Annotated in this window: 20 protein-coding genes; 6 read left to right on the top strand and 14 right to left on the bottom strand. The window is 70.5% G+C overall.

Annotation, left to right across the window (positions count from 1 at the left end; all coding sequences use genetic code 11):
• Window positions 1-55: 55 nt before the first annotated feature.
• From BMY74_RS36060 to BMY74_RS36050, 3 genes are read left to right on the top strand one after another with little or no spacing between them, the layout of a single operon-like run.
• Window positions 56-1,552, top strand: coding sequence for a sensor histidine kinase (locus tag BMY74_RS36060; protein ID WP_177230090.1), 1,497 nt, complete (start codon window positions 56-58; stop codon window positions 1,550-1,552).
• Window positions 1,549-3,027, top strand: coding sequence for a sensor histidine kinase (locus BMY74_RS36055; RefSeq protein ID WP_089923807.1), 1,479 nt, complete (start codon window positions 1,549-1,551; stop codon window positions 3,025-3,027). Before BMY74_RS36060 ends, BMY74_RS36055 begins: the two co-directional genes overlap by 4 nt.
• A 10-nt stretch (window positions 3,028-3,037) precedes the next feature.
• Window positions 3,038-3,679: a response regulator gene (locus tag BMY74_RS36050; protein ID WP_089923905.1), complete on the top strand. Its 642-nt coding sequence runs from the start codon at window positions 3,038-3,040 to the stop codon at window positions 3,677-3,679.
• A 3-nt stretch (window positions 3,680-3,682) separates the two neighbouring features.
• On the opposite strand, the gene sthA is transcribed toward BMY74_RS36050, so the two are convergent.
• Both sthA and BMY74_RS36040 read right to left on the bottom strand, forming a co-directional pair.
• Complete coding sequence (gene sthA / locus BMY74_RS36045) at window positions 3,683-5,098, bottom strand: Si-specific NAD(P)(+) transhydrogenase (RefSeq protein ID WP_089923804.1); 1,416 nt, start codon at window positions 5,096-5,098, stop codon at window positions 3,683-3,685.
• A gap of 10 nt (window positions 5,099-5,108) precedes the next feature.
• Window positions 5,109-6,113 (bottom strand): hypothetical protein, encoded by a 1,005-nt coding sequence (locus tag BMY74_RS36040; protein ID WP_089923799.1) that lies wholly within the window; start codon window positions 6,111-6,113, stop codon window positions 5,109-5,111.
• 146 nt (window positions 6,114-6,259) lie between these two features.
• Between BMY74_RS36040 and BMY74_RS36035 the strand changes: the two genes are divergently transcribed.
• Window positions 6,260-6,928 (top strand): DNA alkylation repair protein, encoded by a 669-nt coding sequence (locus BMY74_RS36035; RefSeq protein ID WP_218159857.1) that lies wholly within the window; start codon window positions 6,260-6,262, stop codon window positions 6,926-6,928.
• Between the two features lie 25 nt (window positions 6,929-6,953).
• Here the strand turns inward: BMY74_RS36035 and BMY74_RS36030 are convergent, their stop codons facing one another.
• The 7 genes from BMY74_RS36030 to pheS form a co-directional block, all read right to left on the bottom strand.
• Window positions 6,954-7,451: a hypothetical protein gene (locus tag BMY74_RS36030; RefSeq protein WP_089923796.1), complete on the bottom strand. Its 498-nt coding sequence runs from the start codon at window positions 7,449-7,451 to the stop codon at window positions 6,954-6,956.
• Between the two features lie 283 nt (window positions 7,452-7,734).
• Window positions 7,735-8,091: a hypothetical protein gene (locus tag BMY74_RS36025; RefSeq protein ID WP_089923792.1), complete on the bottom strand. Its 357-nt coding sequence runs from the start codon at window positions 8,089-8,091 to the stop codon at window positions 7,735-7,737.
• Window positions 8,088-8,552 carry a hypothetical protein gene (locus tag BMY74_RS36020; RefSeq protein ID WP_089923790.1) on the bottom strand — a complete coding sequence of 155 codons (465 nt, stop codon included), beginning with the start codon at window positions 8,550-8,552 and terminating at the stop codon, window positions 8,088-8,090. The genes BMY74_RS36025 and BMY74_RS36020 overlap by 4 nt, the downstream gene beginning before the upstream one ends.
• The gene (locus BMY74_RS36015; RefSeq protein WP_089923787.1) at window positions 8,549-8,929 is read right to left on the bottom strand and encodes a hypothetical protein; all 381 of its coding nucleotides are present in this window, start codon (window positions 8,927-8,929) and stop codon (window positions 8,549-8,551) included. Before BMY74_RS36015 ends, BMY74_RS36020 begins: the two co-directional genes overlap by 4 nt.
• The gene (locus BMY74_RS36010; protein ID WP_089923784.1) at window positions 8,930-9,370 is read right to left on the bottom strand and encodes a hypothetical protein; all 441 of its coding nucleotides are present in this window, start codon (window positions 9,368-9,370) and stop codon (window positions 8,930-8,932) included.
• Between the two features lie 222 nt (window positions 9,371-9,592).
• A complete protein-coding gene (gene pheT, locus BMY74_RS36005; RefSeq protein WP_089923780.1) occupies window positions 9,593-12,070 on the bottom strand; it encodes a phenylalanine--tRNA ligase subunit beta in 2,478 nt (825 codons plus the stop codon).
• 5 nt (window positions 12,071-12,075) lie between these two features.
• Window positions 12,076-13,143: a phenylalanine--tRNA ligase subunit alpha gene (gene pheS, locus BMY74_RS36000; RefSeq protein WP_089923777.1), complete on the bottom strand. Its 1,068-nt coding sequence runs from the start codon at window positions 13,141-13,143 to the stop codon at window positions 12,076-12,078.
• 134 nt (window positions 13,144-13,277) lie between these two features.
• Here pheS and BMY74_RS35995 point away from each other — a divergent pair, with 134 nt between their 5' ends.
• Window positions 13,278-15,029 (top strand): HSP90 family protein, encoded by a 1,752-nt coding sequence (locus BMY74_RS35995; protein WP_089923898.1) that lies wholly within the window; start codon window positions 13,278-13,280, stop codon window positions 15,027-15,029.
• Between the two features lie 2 nt (window positions 15,030-15,031).
• Window positions 15,032-17,734 (top strand): hypothetical protein, encoded by a 2,703-nt coding sequence (locus BMY74_RS35990; protein ID WP_089923774.1) that lies wholly within the window; start codon window positions 15,032-15,034, stop codon window positions 17,732-17,734.
• Window positions 17,735-17,778: 44 nt separating this feature from the next.
• On the opposite strand, the gene BMY74_RS35985 is transcribed toward BMY74_RS35990, so the two are convergent.
• The 5 genes from BMY74_RS35985 to infC all read right to left on the bottom strand — a co-directional run bounded on the left by BMY74_RS35985 (window position 17,779) and on the right by infC (window position 20,850).
• On the bottom strand, window positions 17,779-18,666 hold the full coding sequence (locus tag BMY74_RS35985; RefSeq protein WP_089923771.1) for a S41 family peptidase: 888 nt from the start codon (window positions 18,664-18,666) through the stop codon (window positions 17,779-17,781).
• A gap of 36 nt (window positions 18,667-18,702) precedes the next feature.
• Window positions 18,703-19,545, bottom strand: a complete 843-nt coding sequence (locus BMY74_RS35980; protein WP_089923894.1) for a TrmH family RNA methyltransferase — start codon at window positions 19,543-19,545, stop codon at window positions 18,703-18,705.
• Window positions 19,542-19,931 (bottom strand): 50S ribosomal protein L20, encoded by a 390-nt coding sequence (gene rplT / locus BMY74_RS35975; protein WP_089923891.1) that lies wholly within the window; start codon window positions 19,929-19,931, stop codon window positions 19,542-19,544. Before rplT ends, BMY74_RS35980 begins: the two co-directional genes overlap by 4 nt.
• Window positions 19,932-19,998: 67 nt before the next feature.
• The gene (rpmI, locus tag BMY74_RS35970) at window positions 19,999-20,193 is read right to left on the bottom strand and encodes a 50S ribosomal protein L35 (RefSeq protein WP_030474133.1); all 195 of its coding nucleotides are present in this window, start codon (window positions 20,191-20,193) and stop codon (window positions 19,999-20,001) included.
• A 51-nt stretch (window positions 20,194-20,244) separates the two neighbouring features.
• On the bottom strand, window positions 20,245-20,850 hold the full coding sequence (gene infC / locus BMY74_RS35965) for a translation initiation factor IF-3 (RefSeq protein WP_089923767.1): 606 nt from the start codon (window positions 20,848-20,850) through the stop codon (window positions 20,245-20,247).
• Between the last annotated feature and the right edge of the window lie 104 nt (window positions 20,851-20,954).

Raw genomic sequence — 20,954 nt, 5'->3', positions numbered from 1 at the left:
ATCGGGGCCACCTGGCGCTGTGGGCGGGTGACCCCGGTCGACCATGATGATCAGCGTGGACGTGAAGCCGCGCGACGGGCTGTGGACGGCCGGCGCCTTCCTCCTGGCGCTGTTGTCGCTGGTGGCGCCGCTGGGCAGGCCGGTGGAGCCGTGGCTGGTCGTCGCCTCGGCGGTGTGGGCGGCCGCACTCGTGCCGATCAGCGCGCGGTGGCCGCGCTGGGCGATCGTGCTCACCACTCCCCTGCACGGCGTGAACAACCTGCTCGCGGTGGCCCCGACGTCGCTCGTGATCTTCCGGTCGGCCCGGTCGGCGCGCTCGCCGTGGCAGGTGGCCTGGGTGGTCGGGGTCAGCGCGGTGCTGCAGGCCGGGTTCAGCGCCCTGCACTCGTGGCGGGTGGGCAACAACCTCACCGAGTACCTGCTCGACACCGCGTTCACCGTGCTGTTCCTGCTGGTCTTCCCCGCCGTGGCCGGTGCGCTCGTCGGTCGGCGCAAGCCCCTCACCCAGGTGTTGATGGAGCGCAACGACTACCTGGAACACACGCGCGTGCTGACCGCGAACACCGCGAGGTCCGCAACGCGCGCACACATCGCGAGCGAGATGCACGACATGCTCAGCCACCGGCTCCGGCAGCTGACCGCGCACGCGGCAGCGCTGGAGCGGTCCGCCGCCGAGCAGGCTCCTGAGCTGCGTGAACAGGTCGAGCTGATCCGCAGGACGTCCGCCGTGGCGATGGAGGAGCTGCGCGAGATCCTCGGTGTGCTCGGCACCTCGGCCGATAACGACGAGGACGCCGGTACGCGCACGGACGTCGAACGGCTCGTGGCCGCGTCGACGTCAGCAGGCGTCTCCGTCCACCTGGACTGGTCGGGACCCGACCTGGCCGATGCCGACGCACGGCTGCGCAGGGCGGTGCATCGGGTCGTGCGCGAAGCACTCACGAACGTGCACAAACATGCGCCGTCAGCACGCACGCGCGTGTCCGTGGTCGTCGCAGAACGGGTGAAGGTCGAGGTCGTCAACGCGCCCAGTGGCGAACCACGGGGCGGCGGCACCCGGCGCGGGCTGATCGGGCTGGAGGAACGCGTCGAGCTGATCGGCGGCACGTTCCTCGCCGGGGTCCCGGCCGGCGGCGGGTTCCGGGTGACGGCCGACCTGCCGTTGCACCCGGTCGCGCAGGACGAGGCGGGCACGGCGGGTGCCGTGGCCGAGGCACCGCCCCCGATCACCGCCGAGATCCTGACCGTGCCCCGCGTGATCGGCAGCGGGTGCCTCGGCACGCTCGCCGTCATCCCGGCACTGGGCACGGCGATGGTCCTGCTCATCATCGCGATCTTCAGCCGCAGCGAGATCAGCCCGCAGGAGTACGCCGGCTTCCAGGAGTCGGTCACGCACGAGCAGGAGGTCACCGAGACGTTCGGCTTCGGCGTGCTGTCGGGCAACGCCGGCTGCTACCGCTACCACCTGCGCGACTCGGACGACCGCGACGTCGAGCTGTGCTTCGACCGCGACACCGGTCTGCTGACCACGAAGAGGGAGCTCGCACGATGAGGTTCGTCTGGCCGTCGCTCGCGTTCCTCGTCGGGCTCGTGCCGCTGATCGCCCCGCTGGCCCCGGTCCCGCACCCGCTGCTGACCATCGCGAGCGCGCTGTGGATCGCCGCTCTCGTGTGGTTCGCGCCGAAGAAGCCGGAGTGGGCGCTGCTGCTCACGGCCCCGCTGTTCGCGGTCAACAACCTCTGGGCGATGTCCCTCACGGCCTTCGTGGTGTTCGCCGTGTCCCGGCGCGTTCCGCGACTCGGCAGGCTGTGGGCGCTGCTCGGCGTGACGACGCTCCTGCAGACGGCGTTCAGCCTGTTCCAGGTCTACGACAACGCGCCGCTGTGGCAGACCCTGGTCGGCGGGTTCTTCGGGTCGGCGTTCTTCGTGGTCTTCCCCGCCGTGTCCGGCATGCTGCTCGGCCGCCGCAAGCCGATGGTCCGGCTCCTGCGGGAGCGCAACGAGTACCTGGAACGCGCCCGCGCCCTGACCGCCGCCTCCGCCCGGTCCGAGGAACGCGCGCACATCGCCGGCGAGATGCACGACATGCTCGGCCACCGGCTCAGCCTGATCTCCATCCACGCCGGGGCGTTGGAGCTCGCGACCGCGACGAAGGCACCGCAGCTGCACGAGCAGGCCGAGCTGATCCGCACCACGTCGTCGCTCGCGATGGCCGAGCTGCGCGAGATCCTCGGCGTGCTGCGCACCAACCCCGAACCCGAGTCGCTCGACGAGGACACCGGCACCCGGTCCGACATCACCGCGCTGGTCGAGAGCTCGGCGGACGCGGGCATCGCCGTCTCGCTCGACTGGTCGGGCGACGACCTGCACGGCGCCGACCCGCGCACCCGCCGGGCCGTGCACCGCGTGGTCCGCGAGGCCCTGACCAACCTCCACAAGCACGCCCCGGCCGCCCGTGCGCGGGTGCAGGTCGCGGTCCAGGCGGGCCGGGCGCGCATCCAGGTCCTGAACGGACCGTCCACCGCGGTGCCGGGCAAGGGCACCCGGCGCGGCCTGATCGGCCTCGAGGAACGCGTCGGGCTGCTCGGCGGCTCGTTCACCGCGGGACCGCCGCCCGAGGGCGGGTTCCGGGTCGCGGCCGACGTCCCGCTGCACCCGCCCGCGCAGGCGGACCAGGCGAGCACCGAGGTGGTCGAGGTGCCGCCACCGCTCGCCGCCGAGGTCCTGACCGTGCCCCGCGTGCTCGGCGGCGGCTGCCTCGGGTTGCTGGCGCTGGTGCCGATCGTCGGCGCGCTGGTCGTGTTGCTGCTCTTCGCGTTGCTGAACACGAGCCAGATGAACGCGCCGTACTTCGACTCGCTGAAGGTGGGCGTCACCCCCGAAGAGGAGGTGATGGACCAGTTCGGCGTGGGGCAGCTCGGCGTCGACGGGTGCTCGCGGTTCCGGACGTCGCACAACGCCGAGCTCGTCTACAAGCTGTGCTTCCGCGACGGCAAGCTGCACTCCAAGGAGCAGGAGAGGCCGTAGGGTGCGGGACGTGATCCGAGTGCTCATCGCCGACGACGAAACGCTCATGCGCGCCGGCATCCGGCTGATCCTCGAGAACGACCCGGACATCACCGTCGTGGCCGAGGCGAGCGACGGCAGGCAGGCCGTGGAGCTGACGCTGAAGCACTCGGTCGACGTCGCGCTGCTCGACATCCGCATGCCGGGCGGCGACGGGCTGAAGGCCGCCGAGCAGATCGCGTCGAGGGCCAACGTCGTCATGCTCACGACGTTCGGCGAGGACTCCTACGTGGCGCAGGCGCTGAAGGTCGGCGCGACCGGGTTCCTGCTCAAGGACACCCCGCCGCAGGAGCTGATCAACGCCGTGCGCAAGGCCGCGCAGGGCGAACCGATCCTCGCCCCGCAGATCACCAGGCGCCTCATCGAGAAGCACCTCGTCGCACCCGACGCCGGCACGGACGCGCGTCGCAAGATCGACGCGCTCACCGAGACCGAGCGGAACGTGCTGAGGCTCGTGGGCGAAGGCCTGTCCAACACCGAGATCGGCGAACAGCTCTTCATGGCGACCGGCACGGTCAAGGCGCACATCAGCCGGATCCTGCCCAAGCTGGAGGTCACCAACCGCGTGCAGGCCGCCATCGTGGCCCACGACGGCGGCCTCACCCGGTCGTGACGGTCACTGGGCCGTGAAGCGGTCCAGCGCGCGGATCTTGTTCGTGGCGTCGAGTGCCGCGACCTTGTAGGCCTCGGACAGCGTCGGGTAGTTGAACACCGTGTCGACCAGGTAGTCGACCGTGCCGCCGCAGCCCATCACGGCCTGGCCGATGTGCACGAGGTCCGTGGCGCCGGTGCCGAACACGTGCACACCGAGGATCTTGCGGTCCACAGTGGACACCAGCAGCTTCAGCATGCCGTACGCGTCACCGACGATCTGGCCGCGCGCGAGCTCGCGGTAGCGGGAGATGCCGACCTCGTAGGGAACGGCGGACGACGTCAGCTCGGCTTCCGTGGCACCGCAGTAGGAGATCTCGGGGATCGTGTAGATGCCGATGGGCTGCAGGCCGGTCAGCTCGTGCACCGGTTCGCCGAACGCGTGGTACGCGGCCAGGCGGCCCTGGTCCATCGACGTCGCGGCCAGCGCCGGGAAGCCGATCACGTCGCCGACGGCGTAGATGTGCTCGACGGGCGTGCGGTAGTGCTCGTCGACGCTCAGCCTGCCGCGGTTGTCCGCCTCGAGACCGGCGGCGGCGAGGTCCAGCTTGTCCGTGGTGCCCTGGCGACCGGCCGAGTACATGACGGCGGCGGCCGGGATGCGCTTGCCCGAGGCCAGCGTCGTGATGGTGCCGCCCTGGGAGACCTGGACGTTCACGACCTTCTCGCCGAACCGGAACGTGACGGCCTGGTCGCGCAGGTGGAACTTGAGCGACTCGACGATCTCCGGGTCGCAGAAGTCGAGCATCCGCTCGCGCTGCTCGACGACCGTCACGCGGGTGCCGAGCGCCGCGAACATCGACGCGTACTCGATGCCGATCACCCCCGCGCCGACCACGACCAGCGACGACGGGATCTCCTGCAAGGCGAAGACCTCGTCGGAGTCGAGGATCCGCTCCTCGTCGAAGTCCACGCCGGACGGACGGGCGGGCGTCGTGCCGGTCGCGATCACGACGAACTCGCCGGTGATCGTCGTGTGGTCGCCGCGGTGGCTGCCGTCGACCGCCACGGTGTGCTCGTCGACGAAGCGGCCGAAGCCGTTGAGGAGATCGATGCCGTTGCGGTGCAGCTGCGCCCGCACGACCTGCACCTCGCGGCCGATCACGTGCTGCGTGCGGGCCATCAGGTCGTTGATCGTGATGTCCTGCTTGACGCGGTAGCTGGCGCCGTACAACTCGCGCTGGCTCATGCCCGTCAGGAACATGACGGCTTCGCGCAGCGTCTTCGACGGGATGGTGCCCGTGTTCGCGCAGACGCCGCCGATCATCTCCTGCCTGTCGATGATGGCGACGCGCTTGCCCAGTTTCGCACCCGCGATCGCCGCCTTCTGGCCGCCAGGACCAGAGCCGATGACGATCAGGTCGTAGTCGTACGACGTCATGGCCGCCAGCCTACTTCGACGGCTGCGATTCCACGTCGGATCCGGTGAACGGCAGCAGGTCGATCAGGCGCGTCGTGGCCCGGTACTCGGCGACGCGGTCCGCGAACGGCCGCTGCACGATCCGGTGCACGGCCTCGGAGCTCAACCGCTCGTAGGCGGGGACCGTGTCGTTGCTCAGGAAGTCCCAGCGCGCCACCCGGTCCGCGTAGTTGAACGCGGGCAGCGGACCGCCGAACAGCGGCCGGTACTGCGCGGGCGTCTTCCCGCCCGGCACCGGCATCGGCCCGGCGACCGTGATCGCGTACGTGACGATCTCACCGGGCGGCAGCAACCGCGATCGCATGCGGTTGAACTGGTCCGCGATCACCAGGTTCTGCTCGCGCGAGGAGAACTCCATGACCGCCTGCGCCGGGTCCTCCCACGCCGCGGTGGTGTCCGCGTCGATGATGCCCGCGTCGCGCATCTCCCGGACGGCCTCGATCCCGCCGTGCAGGTAGGCGGCGTGCATCGCGCCCAGGTCCATGAAGATGTGCTTCTGCATCGACATCAGCATCGTCGAGAACCAGCGCAGTTCCGGGACCGAGCCGAGGTCGAGCATGCCGGCGGCGAACGCGGGCGCGCCGATGTTCGCGAAACCCATCCACCGCAACGTGTCCGGGTGCGTCAGGTGGAGCTTCGCGTAGAAGTCGTAGACGGCGAAGATCACGGCCTTGTTGGCGGCGGCCGTGCGCTGCGGGTCCCACTCGGACAGGTTCACGCCCGCGTCCTCGGCGGCGCGGACGATCCAGTACTGCCACAGCAACGCCTTGAACCGCACCGGCGAGATGCCCTCGGCGCGGTAGCCCGCCAGCAACTGCTCGATCGTGGCGCGGTCGGTCGGCAGGTCGGGGTGCACGCCACCCCGCTGTTCGCCGTTCCCGTTCACCAGCGGCAGATCCAGATAACCCACCGCGTCCGCTTTGGTGGCGCCCATGCTGCCCAGCACGAGCGCCGCCACAACCATGAGCACACGCATGAACGCGAACTGTATAGGTGCGGAGTGCCCTTTCCGTTCACAGAAGCGCCCGGTCAAGTGATGTTTTGCTGGTTCGTTAGCACTTTCGGTACCGATGGGGCCATAAATCTCAACAGGGCTACTCCTAATGGCTATACCGTTTGGACGTGACTCTTGAGGTTTCCTTGATCAAAGCGGTCAGAACGGGACTCGAGGAGCTCGCTGACCCGGTGAAGGCGCCGGAGATGCAGGCGTACATGAAGTCCGACATGCCGTTCCTGGGCGTGCAGAAACCGGCGCGCGCGGCCCTGTTGAAGTCGCTGCCGCGGGTGCACGACCGCGACGAGTGGCTCGGCGCCGTGCAGGCGTTGTGGCGCGAGGCGACCTATCGCGAAGAGCGCTACATGGCGTTGTCGCTGAGCGGTGATCGCCGATTCCAGTCCGTTGATCTGCTGCCGTGGTTCGACGAGATGATCGTGACCGGCGCGTGGTGGGACTACGTCGACGAGATCGCGTCGAAACGCGTCGGCCCGTTGCTGCGGTCGGATCCGGGCGTGGTGCGGCCGTTGGTGCTGAAGTGGTCTGTCGACGCGGACCGGTGGCGGCGCCGCACGTCGGTGATCTGCCAGCTGGGGTTCAAGGGCGCCACGGACGTGGAACTGCTGACGGCGTGCGTCGACGCCAACGCGGACGACCCCGACTTCTTCCTGCGCAAGGGGATCGGGTGGGCGCTGCGGGACTTCGGGAAGACCGAGCCGGGGTGGGTGCGCGCGTTCGTGGCGGAGCGGCCGGGGTTGTCGCCGCTGTCCCGGCGGGAGGCGCTGAAGCACCTGTGAGGTCGTGGCGCGGCTCGCGTGCGGGCTAGCCGTGCTTCGCGCGGCCCGAGTAGGTGAGCGGGAAGACGAGCTCGGCGCACTCCGCCGGCACGTCCTGCGCCACCTCGACCTTCATGGTCACCTCGACGGCGCCCCCGGCCGGGATCTCGACGATGTCGGTGAGCGGCACGACGGTCAGCACGCCGGCCGGGCATCCCGCGACGCGCTGCTGGGTGGCGTCGAGCGGCTGGCCCGGCACGGCGGACAGGCTCTCGACGATGATCAGGACCGGGTTGGGGTTCGACAGCCGCACCTTGCGCTCGCCGACCGCACCCGGCGTGAGTTCGACGGGGGCGCCGGAGATGTCGTTGATCTCGAACGGCTTGAGCTGCTGCATGCCGGACTCGCCGCTGCTGACGGAGTACGCCATCGCGGGCTTCTGCGGCTCGGGCCACGTGAGGTGCATGGCGGCGACGACCGCCGCTCCGAGCATGAGGATCGTCAAGGACACGGCGATCTCAAGGCGCGGACCCAGACTTCGCATGGCGCAACTCTCCAGAGTCGTTGCTCCCAGGCGGTGGGTTCGCCTCTAGCTCCCCACCGGACCGGCGACCAGACTCGCCCGGTGGTTCATCGCTTCGCCCCTCGGCCCCAGCGGGCCGCGTTGCCAATCTTGGAGAACCTTCACCTACTGCGCAAGCGTCCGACGGGCGCCGATTTCCCCTTGTAATGAAGGACTTTTGACACCTTGACAGCTACGCAGGGCTACCACCTGCTGGTTTGACCCCAAATCCCGATGAACGGGATTCAGCCGATCGAGCGAATTATCAGGAACAATTCTGTTCGGTGTAGCTGGAGGTCCAGCTGCCCGCGACGGCCCGGACCCTCACCCGCAGCGGAGTTCCGCCGGTGACGGTGTAGGACGTCGAGGAGACGCGGACGGGGGTGGTGAAGTTGCCGTCCCCGTTGCCCTTGTCGCTCCACCGAAGATCATAGTTCGGTACGCCCCCGACCGCCTGCCAGGTGACGACCCCGGTCGACGTGGCGCACGTGATGCCGGTCGGCGCGGTGACCGCGGCGGCCTTCGCCTTCGCCGTTCCCGGTGCCGAGGTCTGCCACGCGGCCGAGGCGGGCTGTGCCGCGAGCACGCACAGCACCGCCGCCGCGAGCACCGGCCGCTTCACGCTCCGGTCCCGCTGGCGATCGTGACGGTCACCGGCACGTCGATCGTCGCGCCCTGGCACGAGTTCGGGGCGTCCACCGACATGGTCACGCTGAACGTGATGGCCACCGGTGCGCTCTTGGCGGCGAGCTGCGTGCCCGGGAACCGCTCGGAGAACGTGACGCCGCAGGTTCCCGCGCCGTTCGGCGCGATGGACGTGACCCGCACCGGGTACGGGTTGGGGTTCGACACGGTCACGACCGCGTCCCCGGTGCCGCCGGGGTAGAGCGTCCCGGTGGTGACGGCACCCGCGGCCACGACCGGGGCCAGCGCGGTGCCGGCCTTCGTGGTGGCGCTGCCGGTGCCGGAGCTCGTCCAGGCCGCGTAGGCCACGCCCGAGCCGAGCGCGGCCGTCGTGAGCGCGAGGACGACGGCGCCGCGCCGGACGGACCGGCGGCGGACGAGTGCGGTGGAGCTGGTCATGGCTTGGTCGCCGTTCCCGAGTAGGTGAGGGGGAAGGTGAGGTTCTTGCAGGCGTTCGGCGCGGACGCCGCCATCCGGACGCTCAGCGGCACGTCGGCGCGCGAGTTCCTGCGGATGACGACCGGCGCGGCGAGCGGTGCGACGGTCACGGTGTTCGCCGGGCAGTCCGGGGACGGGCGCCCGACCGAGGTGACGAGCCGGGTGAGCTTCACGTCCTGGTTGTTCGGGTTGGTGACCCGGACGACCCGGGTCACCGTCCCACCCGGGACCAACCCCGTCGCCGCGCCGGCGTCCGCGATCGTGAACGCCTTGCCGGGTGCCGGGGAGCCGCCCGGCACGCAGAGCACGGTGAGCACGGCGAGGACGAGGCGGATCATCTACGCGGCCGAGACGAGCTCGGCGGTCAGCGGCAGCGTGAAGGTCTGCGACTTGCAGTTGTTCGCGGCGTCGGCGTTCATGGTCGCCTTCAGCGTGTAAGTGCCGGTCCCCTTGGCGACGATGGTGCCGGCGTTGCTCACGGCCGGGCTGGTGACGGTGCCCGCGGCGCAGCCGCCTTCGGTGATGGCCGAGACGCCGGCGCTGATCGACGAGACCGCGACCGGGTAGTCGTTCGGGTTGCTGATCGTCACCTGGAAGTCGACGGTGGCACCGGGGTACAGGCCACCGGCGCCGTTGACCGGGCTGATGGTCGAGTTGACGCTCGTGGTGGAGCCGACCGAGCCGGAACCGGAGCCGGTGCTCGTCCACGCCGCGTAGGCGACACCGCCTCCGACGGCGAGGGCTGCGACTGCTGCGATGACCGCGGTGCGCTTGCGCATGTTCGTTCTCCTGAGGTGGTGCTCGGTGGGTACGGCACCAAGTTTGGAGAACCTTCAATCACTACACAGCGTGCACAAGACACCAGAACAGGGACCCTGGCGGCACTGTTGTCAACGGGCATGGATCGGCTACACGCGTACGCGGACTGGAGGTCAGGCCGTTCCTTACGCGAAAAGGCCCGGGATTCTCGCGGAATCCCGGGCCTCACGCGCTGTGATCGGTCAGGCGCGGAGTGCGGCGCCCAGACGCTCTGCGGCGGCGGCAACGGCGGCGTCGCGGGCCGACGTCGCCTCCTCCACCGTCAGCGTCCTGTCCGGGGCGCGGAAGCGCAAGGAGTACGCGAGCGACTTCTTGCCCTCGCCCAGCTGCTCACCCGTGTAGACGTCGAACAGGCGGATGTCCTCGAGCAGGTCGCCCGCGGACGCGCCGAGCACCTCGGACACCGACTGCACCGGCACGGAGGCGTCGACGACCAGCGCGACGTCCAGCAGCACCGGCGGGTACGGCGAGACCATCGGGGCCGGGCGGTGGTCGTCGAGCGGCAGCGCGTCCAGGTCGAGCTCGAACGCCACGGTCCGCTTCGGCAGGCCGAGCTTCTCGACGACCTTCGGGTGCAGCTCGCCGGCGTGGCCGACGGGCCAGTCGCCGACGCGCAGCTCGGCGCAGCGGCCGGGGTGCCACGGCAGCAGGTCCGACGCCACGACGCGCAGCTTCACGCCGTACGCCTCACCGACGCGGCGGGCGGCCTCGACCGCGTCCGACCACTCGGCGATGCGGCCCTTGCCCCACCAGCCGGCCAGTTCGCGGTGGCCCGTGAGCACACCGGCGACGTGCAGCGGCTGGTTCGGCAGCGCGGCCAGCATCGAGGCGACCTCGGCCTCGGTCGGCCTGCGGTCCACGCCCAGCGACGGCACGGGGACCTGCTGCGCGCGCGGCAGCGTCACCTGGGCGATGTTGTAGAGCGCGACGTCCTTCGCCCCGCGCGCGAGGTTGCGCTGCAACGTCTCCAGCAGACCCGGCAGCAGCGTCGTCGCGAGGACGTTCTTGTCCGCCTCCAACGGGTTCAGCACGCCGACCGTGTCGCGGCGGGTGTCGCCCTCGGCAAGACCGAACGCGTCGAACACCGACGGGTCGATGAACGGGAACGGCTTGACCTCGACGAAACCGTCCTCCGCCAGCGTGCGCCACACCGTGCGGCGGCGGCGCTGCTGCTCGGTCAGGCCGCGACCGGCGGGCGCGGGCGGCAGCACGGACGGGATCGTGTCGTAGCCCTCCAGCCGCAGCACCTCCTCCACCAGGTCGGCGGGCTGCACGAGGTCGGCGCGCCACGTCGGCGGCACGGCCGTGACGATCGTCTGGCCCTCCTCCGAGGTGGTCACCGAGACCTGGCAGCCGATCTGGCCGAGACGGCGGGCCGTGACGCCCCGCGCGTAGCGGACACCGGCGATGCGGTCGGGCAGGTCGATCGGCATCGACACCGGCTCGGGCAGCGCGGGGGCGCCCACGTCGGTGCGGCCGGGCTTGATCTGGCCCTCGGCGTAGTGGTTGAGCAGCTTCGCGGCCCGCTCCAGCGCGACGGGCGCGAGAGCCGGGTCGACGGTGCGCTCGAAGCGCTTCGCGGCCTCGGACGGCAGCTTGTGGCGGCGGACCGTGCGGGCGATGGACGCCGGGTCCCAGTTCGCCGCTTCGAGCAGGATGTCCGAGGAGTTGTCGCCGACCTCGGTCGACGCGCCGCCCATGACACCGGCCAGCGAGATCACACCGGAGTCGTCGGCGATCACGATGTCGTCGACGTTGAGCGCGCGCACCTGGTCGTCGAGCGTCGTGAGCTTCTCCCCCGCCAGCGCGCGGCGGACCGTCAGCGCGCCCGAGAGCGACGCGGCGTCGAACGCGTGCAGCGGCTGGCCGAGCTCGAGCATCACGTAGTTCGTGACGTCGACCGGCAGCGAGATCGAGCGCATGCCCGCGAGCATCAGGCGGCGGCGCATCCACCACGGCGTGGGCGCGGTCGGGTCGACACCGGTGACCCGGCGCGCCACGAACCGCGAGCAGCCGGGACGGTCCTCGATGTGGACCGGCCACGCCTCGCCCTCGGGCTCGGGGATCTCGACGACACCGGGGTCGCCGAACGGCACGTCGAGCGCGCAGGCGATCTCGCGGGCGAGGCCGCGGACCGAGAACGCGTAGCCGCGGTCCGGGGTCGGCGCGAGCTCGATGACGCTGTCGTTCAGGCCGAGCAGCTCCAGCGCGTCGTCGCCGGGCTGCGCGGTGCCGGTGGGCAGCACGAGGATGCCCGAGTGGTCGTCACCGATGCCGAGCTCGTCGGCGGCGCAGAGCATGCCCTGCGACACGCGGCCGTACGTCTTGCGCTCGGCGATCGAGAACCCGCCGGGCAGCACGGCGCCGGGCAGCGCGACGACGACCGAGTCGCCCTCGACGAAGTTCGTGGCGCCGCAGATGATCTGGTTGGTCTGCTCGGGACCGACCTCGACCTTGCAGTAGCGGATCGGCTTCTTGAACTCGGTGAGCTCCTCGATCTCGACGACGCGGCCGGCGACGACCGGGCCGGTCACGGGACCGAGCGGGCTCACCTCCTCGACCTCGATGCCGATGCGCGTGAACGCCTCGGCGAGCTCGTCGGGCGTGGGGACTTCGTCGAAACCGAGGTGTTCGACCAGCCAGCTGACCGGGACTCGCATCCGGATCAGGCCTCCGTTCCGAAAGGCTGGGTGAAGCGGACGTCGCCCTCGACCATGTCGCGCATGTCGGGAAGGCCGTTGCGGAACTGCAGGGTGCGTTCCAGGCCCATGCCGAACGCGAAGCCGGAGTAGACGTCCGGGTCGACGCCGCAGGCGCGCAGCACGTTGGGGTTGACCATGCCGCAGCCGCCCCACTCGACCCAGCCGGCGCCGCCCTTCTTCTCCGGGAACCACACGTCGACCTCGGCCGACGGCTCGGTGAAGGGGAAGAAGGAGGGACGCAGGCGGGTCTTCGAGTCCTCGCCGAACATCGAGCGCGCGAACGCGTCGAGCGTGCCCTTGAGGTGGCCCATCGTCAGGCCCTTGTCGACCGCGAGGCCCTCGACCTGGTGGAACACCGGGGTGTGCGTCGCGTCGAGCTCGTCGGTGCGGAACGTGCGGCCGGGGCACACGACGTAGACCGGCAGTTCGCGGTCGAGCAGCGTGCGGGCCTGCACGGGCGAGGTGTGCGTGCGCAGCACGAGCTGCGAGTCACCCGGCGCGATGTAGAACGTGTCCTGCATCGAGCGGGCCGGGTGGTCCTTGCCGAAGTTCAGCGCGTCGAAGTTGAACCACTCGGTCTCGAGCTCGGGGCCCTCGGCGATCTCGTAGCCCATGGCCACGAAGACGTCACCGATGCGCTCGGCGAGAGTGGTGATCGGGTGGCGCGCGCCGCGCGGGAAGCGGTCCCAGGGCAGCGTGACGTCGACGGACTCCTCGCGCAGGACCCGCTCGTCGCGCTCGACCTGGAGCACGGCGAAGCGCTCGTCGAACGCGGTCCTGATCGCGGACTGCGCCTCGTTCACCCTCTTGCCCGCCTCGGCCTTCGCCTTGGGGGGCAGGGCACCGATCTCGCGGCGGGCCAGCAGCACGGGCGACCGGTCCCCGAGGTGGCCGGGCTTGACCGCGGCCAGTGCCTCCAGGTCGGCTGCTCCGGCGAACGCCTCGCGGGCCTTCTGCACGGCCGCGTCGAGGTTCTCGGCCGACAGCGCCGCGACCTGCTTCGGGTCGTACGGGTCGTTGGCTCCGGACATGGTTGTAGGACAGCTCCCGTCACGGACATCGGTAATGAACAGGCCGATCCTAGTCGGTGCGCTGTTGACCTCTCCGGAGCGTTCCGTTAAAGAGCGGCACCGACCCCCGCCTCGTCCCTAGGATGGGCGGCATCATGTCGCACACCTTCCGCGTCGACCTGCGCGGCATCATCGACCTGCTCAGCCACCACCTCTACAGCAGCCCGCGCGTCTACGTGCGCGAACTGCTGCAGAACGCCGTCGACGCGATCACGGCGAGGCGCGAGCTCGACCCGTCCTGCCCCGCCGCCGTCACGATCACCTGCGGCTCCACGCTGACGATCACCGACACCGGCGTGGGGCTCACCGAGACCGAGGTCCACGAGCTGCTGTCCACGCTCGGCCGCACGTCGAAGCGGGACGACCTGGGGTTCGCCCGCGAGGGGTTCCTCGGCCAGTTCGGCGTCGGCATGCTGTCGTGCTTCCTCGTCGCCTCGTCCGTGACGGTGATCACGCGCTCGGCCCGCGGTGGTCCCGCCGTGCGGTGGGAGGCGGATTCGTCGGGCAACTACACCGTGTCCGTTGTGGACGGTGACGTCCCGGTCGGCACCACGGTGACGATGAGTGCTTCGCGCGGCAACGAACACTGGCTCGAAGCCGACGTGGTGCGCCCGCTGGTGGTCGACTACGGCGACCTGCTGCCGGCCGTCGTGACGCTGGACGGCGCTCAGGTCACCCGCGGCGAACGTCCGTGGGACGACGAGGACGCCGACCTCTCCGAGTACTGCGAGCGGGTCTTCGGGTTCACGCCGTTCGAGGCGATCCCGATCGAGGTCGAGGCGGCGGGGCTGACCGGGGTCGCGTTCGTGCTGCCGTCCGGTGTCCACCCCGGAACGCGCCAGACCCACCGCGTGTACCTGAAGCGGATGCTGGTCGGCGACAACGTCGAGGGCCTGCTGCCGGACTGGGCGTACTTCGTGCGGTGCGTGGTCGACGCGTCCTCGATCCGGCCGACGGCGTCACGCGAGGCGCTGTACCAGGACGAGATGCTGCTGGCGGTGCGCGAGGAACTGGGCGAGCAGATCCGCGACTGGCTGATCCGGCTGGACGCGATCGAACCGCGCCGCGCCGGCGAGCTGCTGGCCGCGCACCACCTGGGCATCAAGTCGCTGGCGCGCACGGACGACGAGATGCTGCGGCTGGTCGAGCGGTGGCTGCCGTTCGAGACCACCGAGGGCGCGATCCCGTTGCGGCAGTTCAAGCGCAAGCACGGCGCGATCCTCTACATCCCGGACGTCGACGAGTTCCACCAGCTCGCGCCGGTCGCCGCCGCGCAGGGCCTGGGCCTGGTGAACGCGGGCTACGCCTACGACATGGAGCTGTTGAACCGCCTGAGCGCGCTGGACGGCCCGTCCGTCGCCCGCCGGGTGGCGCCGACGGAGCTGCTGGCGGCGCTGGCCGATCCCGAACCGGACGTCGAGGCGGCGTTGCGGCTGAGGCTGTCGGAGGGCGCGGCGGCGCTGGACCGGCACGACTGCGACGCGGTGATCCGCGACTTCGACCCGGTCTCGTTGCCCGCCTTGCTGATCACGAACGCCGAGCAGCAGCGCAGGCTCGACACCGAGCAGACCGCGGAGGAGGTGACGGACCCGCTGTGGGCGGAGCTGCTGGGGCAGCTGACCGCGGGCTCCGACTCGTCGCGTCCCGAGCAGCTGGTCCTCAACTGCCGCAACCCGCTCGTGCAGCGGCTGGCGCGGCTGACCGACCCGTCGCTCGTGGAGCTGACGCTCGAATCCTTGTACGTGCACGCCGTCCTGCAGGCTCGGCGGGCGATGCGACCGAAGGACACGGCGGCGCTCAACCGCTCGTTCCTGGAACTTCTCGACCGTGCCGTTGGGGGCAAGTGAACATGGCCGACTTCACCGCCGAAGACGCCGAGAGGGCGTTCCTCGACGCGTACAACATGCCGACGGGCATGCCGAAGCACGAGGCGCTGGAACGGGCCGCGCGCATGTCCGACGCGCTCGGGCACCTGCCGCTCGGCGTCTCGTGCCGGACCGCGCTGATCGACTCGGCGTACTACCTGTCGCGCTACGACCTGATGCTCGCGCCGTTCGCGTGGGTGCGGGCCGCGGAGCAGAAGGACCCGGAGGCGTTCAACGAGTACGAGATCCACTCGCTCAACTGGGCGCACAAGTGGATCGCGACGGGCCTTCGCCGCGACCCGAAGTTCTCGCTGGAGCAGCTGCAGGCCGTGATCGGGCAGCTCGCGGACCGCTACGCGCAGCTCGGGTTCTCGGTGCAGCCGGTGCACGGTGCCCGCGCGGAGTACGCCTACCACGTCGGGGACATGACGGGCCTCGCCGAGCACCTCGGCCGTTACCTCGCGACGGAACGAGGGCCGATGGCGGACTGCGAGGCGTGCGTGGTCGAGGAGCAGGTCTGGATGCTCGCGCGCCTCGGCCGCCACCAGGAGGCCGCCGCGCACGGCTGGGAGGGCCTGTCGGGCGACTCCGGCTGCGCCACGCAGCCGCAGGGCATCCTGTCGGCGCTGCTGTGGCCGTTGCTGGAGATCGGCGAGCTTGAGAAGGCCGCGCACGCGCACACCACGGCGTACCGGTTGATCAAGGACGACGACATCACGTCGTACGTGCACGAGCACATCCGGTTCTGCGCCCTGACGGGCAACCTCTCCCGCGGCGAGGACATCCTGCGCCGGTCGCTGCACAAGGTGACGGGCGTGCAGCTGCCGGCCGACGAGATGTCGTTCGCCGAATGCGCTTCCGTTCTGCTGCAACGGCTTCCGGCCGACACCGTGTTCGAGGTGCCGGCCGTCGGCACGCGCACGGCCGCCGAGCTGCTCGACCGGCTGTCGAAGCGGGCGCTGCAGCTCGCGCGGCAGTTCGACGAGCGCAACGGCACGCCCGCCTGGGTCGAGCGGATCACCAGGTCGCTGGAGCAGGCCGACTACCCGGCCGTCGAGCTCGCGGTGCCCGCCGCCCCGGTGGCCGCGCCCGCCGAGGAGTCGGTCGTGTCCGGCGACCCGGTCGAGATCGCCGAGTCGATGGTGACCCTGTACGACCAGGGCGACTTCGTGAAGGCGCGGCGGATGCTCGACTCGCTGCCCGCGGACATGGACTCGTTGCTGCCGCCCGACCTCGCGGCGCACGCGGGCATCCGGCGGATGACGACCGGTCTGGTCCCGTTCGACCACGAGGCGTTCGACCAGCTGCTGACGGCGCTGCCCGCCGACCTCGCGCTGCGCTACCAGGCGCGGCTCGCGATGGGGCTCGAAGGCGGCCGGGAGCTCGCGGAGAAGTGCCTCGCCGAGGCGACGTCGGACTACACGCGGACGGTCGCGGCGCTGTCGCTGGCCGAACTGCTCGACAACGAGCACGCGCACGAGCGGGCCGACGAGATGCTCGCGCTGGCGTCCTCTTTGGACGTCCCGGAGCTGCGCGGCCGCGTCGCCGTCGACTCCGCGGAGCACAAGGCGCGCCAGCAGGACCTGGAAGGCGCGTACGCGGACGTCCTCACGGCCATGGCGGGCGAGCTGCGGCCGAACGCCCGGTTCGAGGGCTACCGGCTGCAGCTGCGGCTGGAGACCGTGATGCAGAAGGTGCCCGAGGCGGTGGCGACGGCCCGCGCGTTCGTGGCGGCGTTCCCGCTGCCGGAGTCCGCGGAGGCCCGCTGGTTCCAGGTCGCGGCGATCCAGGAGCTCGACCAGGAGGGCGCCTGCCTGGGCGACCTGCGCGACGCCGTGGCGATCTCGCGCGTGCACCTCTCCCCCGGCCACACCGCCCACTTCTGCTTCGCGCTGAGCGGCGGCTACGTGCAGACGGACCGGTTCGTCGAGGCCGCCGAGGTGCTCGAGGAGTCGTTGCGGCTGCTGCAGGACGGCCAGGAGGACCTGCGGCTGCAGGTCGTGTTCCGGCTCGGGCAGGTGTGCCGCAAGCTGGGCGAGTTCCCGGCGGCCGAGCGGTACCTGCGCGAGGCGGTCGGCCTGCTGCCGCCCGAGGAGACGGGCCGCCGGGCGTTCCTGCTCGACGCGCTCGCCTCGGTGCAGGGCAGGCTGGGCAAGCACGACGAGGCCATCGCGTCGTGGCGGGCCGGTGCCGCGCTGTGGCAGGAGGAGGGCAACCTCTCGGAGGCCATCGGCTCGCTGGTCGAGTTGGCGTCGAACCTGCCCGACGACGAGGTGACGGAGACGCGCGCGGCCGTGGACGACGCCGAGGCGTTGCTGCCGAAGCTCGACGACCCGACCGAGGTCACGCGGCGGCAGGCCGAGATCGCCGCGATCCGCGCGTGGGTGCACGGCCAGGTAGGCGAGTTCGCGCTGGCGATGAAGGAGTACCGCGACGCCGAGGCGCTCGTGGTGTCGCTGGGCGACGAGGGCTGGCGCGTGTTCGTCGTGCTGAAGGCGGCGAACATGCTGCTCAACGCCGACGACGCCGCGGGTGCGGAGGCCGAGGCGCGCCGGGCGGCGTCGCTGCTGCCCGACGACCACCAGGTCGGCAACGTGCTGTCGATGCTGTCGGAGGCGTTGCGGCGGCAGAACAAGCCGTCCGGCACGGACCCGCTGGTGCGCGAGCTGACCGCGCGGCTGGACTAGCCGGGCGCGGGCCGGTCCGCTCTCGGGCCGGCCCGCGGCAGCCGTCACGCGGTGTGCGCGGTCGCCTTCTCGTAGGCCACCTCGAAGGCCTCGTCCGCCGGCACCTGGATGTGCGGGACGACGCCGACGCCCTCCCAGTTCGTGCCGGAGACCGGGTTGATGGCGCGCCCGTTGGGGATCGACGACTTCAGGTGCGGGCCGACGCGGTAGCGCTCACCGGGGTGGGCGCCGCCCTTCGTGGTCTCGCCGATCAGGGTGGCGCGCTCGTTCTGCTGGAGGTTGTAGCTCAGTTCCTCGGCTCCGGAGAACGTGCGGCTGCTGGTGAGGACGTAGACGGGCTTCTTGCCACCGAACTTCGGGCCCGGCACGTGCGGGAGCGTCCAGTACTGCTGCGTCGAGTCGTCCGGGCGGTTGTAGATGTCGTTGAGGTGCACGGGTTCGTCGAACAGGTAGCTGCAGATCAACGCGACCGTGTTCGGGTCGCCGCCACCGTTGCGGCGCAGGTCGATGATCAGCGCGTCGGTGTGGGCGAGCAGGTTCATCGCGGCGACGTAGGCCGGGGTGGCGATCTCGGCGTCGTGCAGCAGGCGGAGGTCGAGCAGGCCGATGTTGCCCTCGAGCCGCTCGACGCGGTGGATGCCGAACGCGTCGAGCTCGGCTTCCTTCTTGTACGCCACCGGGTCCCACGCCGTCTCCTGGCCCGTCTCCGGCACCTCCTCGGCGCTGTAGAGCAGCCGCAGGTGCTTGTCCCCGTTGACCGACTGCAGGTCCGCAGTCACCTTGGCCGCGAACTCCTCGTCGTCGTCCACATCGGAGTAGGCGCCCTCGTCGAGGCGGGTCCGCAGGACCTTCGCGATCTCGTTGGCCGTGTCCGGGAAGACGTAGTAGGAGGCGAGCTGGGAGCAGAGGAGTTCGATCTCGGGTTCGCGCACGGGCGCACACTAACGGCGCGCCCGGCACCCGTCAGCTCAATTCCGCTGGTCCCTGGCGGAGGCGTAGAGGCACACCGCGGCGGCCGTCGCGAGGTTCAGGCTCTCGGCTGCGCCGTAGAGCGGCACCTTCAGCGACGTGTCCAGCTTCGCGATCACGTCGTCGGGCAGGCCGTGGGCCTCGCTGCCGAAGACCCACGCGGTGGGCTGGGCGAGGTCGCCCTTGGCCGAGGCCTCGACGATGTCGTGCTCGGCGTAGCCGTCGGCGGCCACGAGCCGCAGGCCCGCCTGGCGGCACGCGGCGAAGACCTCGTCCGCGTCGCGGGAGCGGGCGATCGGCAGGTGGAAGAGCGAGCCGGTGGAGGCGCGCACGCACTTGCCGTTGTGCGGGTCGACCGTGTCGCCGGCGAAGATCACCGCGTCCGCGCCGGCCGCGTCGGCCACGCGCGTGACGGTGCCCGCGTTGCCGGGGTCGGAGATGCCGTGCAGCACCGCGACGAGACGCGGGGTGCCCTTCAGCGCCGCGGCGAGGGGCTGCGGGACGGCGTCGCAGACCGCGATGATGCCCTGGGGCGTCACGGTCTCCGACAGCGAGTCGGCAGCCCTGTCGGTGACCTCGCTGATCCGGACGCCCTTGTCCACGGCGGTCTGGAGCAGTTCGGCGTTGCGTTCCGCGGCCGTCGCCGTGACGAAGAGCTCGTGCACCTCGCCCTTGTCCCAGGCGAGCGCTTCACGCACGGACTGGGCGCCCTCGACGAGGAACCGACCGGCCTTGTCGCGGCCCTGGCGGCGGGTCAGGTGGCGAGCAGCAACGACCCGAGGCGTCCGTTCGGTGAACGGATCTGCCTCGGGTCGGTAGTGCCCGCGTGGGTGCTGGCTCAGGCGTTGTCCCCGGCCGGAGCGTTCACGTCGGCCGGGAGCGCCTTGCGGGCGATCTCGACGAGCGCCGTGAAGGCGGTGGCGTCGTGGACGGCGAGGTCCGCGAGGATCTTGCGGTCGACCTCGACGCCGCCCAGGCGAAGACCCTGGATCAGGCGGTTGTAGGTCATGCCGTTCGCGCGGGACGCAGCGTTGATGCGCTGGATCCACAGCTTGCGGAAGTCGCCCTTGCGCGCACGCCGGTCGCGGTACGCGTAGTTGAGCGAGTGGAGCACCTGCTCCTTGGCCTTGCGGTACAGCCTCGAGCGCTGGCCGCGGTAACCGCTCGCCAGCTCAAGGGTGGTACGACGCTTCTTCTGGGCGTTTACAGCCCGCTTGACGCGTGCCACGGGTCCATCCTGTCGATCTCATGGGGGCGGAGTCGGGGTCCGCCCCGAGTTGCTAGGGGTAGAACGGTCAGAGACCGAGCAGCTTCTTCAAGCGCGGCGCGTCGGCGGGCGACACGACGGTCGTGCCGGCCATGCGACGGGTCTCCCGGCTGGACTTGACCTCCAGGCGGTGGCGCTTGCCCGTCTTCTCACGGACGATCTTCCCGCTGCCGGTGACCCGAACTCGCTTCGAGGTCCCCTTGTGCGTCTTGTTCTTCGGCATTTCCGTCCTCGTCTTGTGCTACCCACCGGGGCGGGGGGCGGACCTGCGTCCTTATTCGGCAGCTTCGCCGGCGTCGTCTGCGACGTCGTCGTCCTGCTTCACCGGACGCGCCTTGATGTTCTTGTGCGGCGCCAACACCATGATCATGTTGCGGCCGTCCTGCTTCGGGTTGGACTCCACGAAGCCGAGCTCCGCGACGTCCTCCGCCAGCTTCTGCAGCAACCGGTAACCGAGTTCGGGGCGCGACTGCTCGCGACCGCGGAACATGATGGTCACCTTGACCTTGTTCCCGTGCGAGAGGAAGCGGGCCACGTGGCCCTTCTTCGTCTGGTAGTCGTGCGGGTCGATCTTCGGCCGGAGCTTCTGCTCCTTGATCACAGTCAGCTGCTGGTTCCGACGAGACTCGCGGGCCTTCTGCGCCGTCTCGTACTTGAACTTGCCGTAGTCCATGAGCTTGCAGACCGGCGGTCGAGCCTGCGCGGCGACCTCGACGAGGTCCAGATCCGCTTCCTGCGCGAGTCGGAGTGCGTCCTCGATGCGAACGATCCCGACCTGCTCACCGTTCGGTCCGACCAGACGGACCTCAGGCACGCGGATTCGGTCGTTGATGCGCGGCTCGGTGCTCGCGGGAGCACCTCGGTTCGAGGGACTTGTCATTCACGTCCTTTGAGACTCGTTTGCGCCAAAGACAAGAGCCCCGTCGTCGATGTCGACGACAGGGCCCGCTTCCGACCGATCACACTCCTGACCGCTGGACGCCC

It is taken from the genome of Lentzea albida (assembly GCF_900111005.1).
GTDB classification, from domain to species: Bacteria; Actinomycetota; Actinomycetes; order Mycobacteriales; family Pseudonocardiaceae; genus Lentzea; species Lentzea albida.
This window is presented reverse-complemented; position numbering and strand designations above follow the sequence as displayed.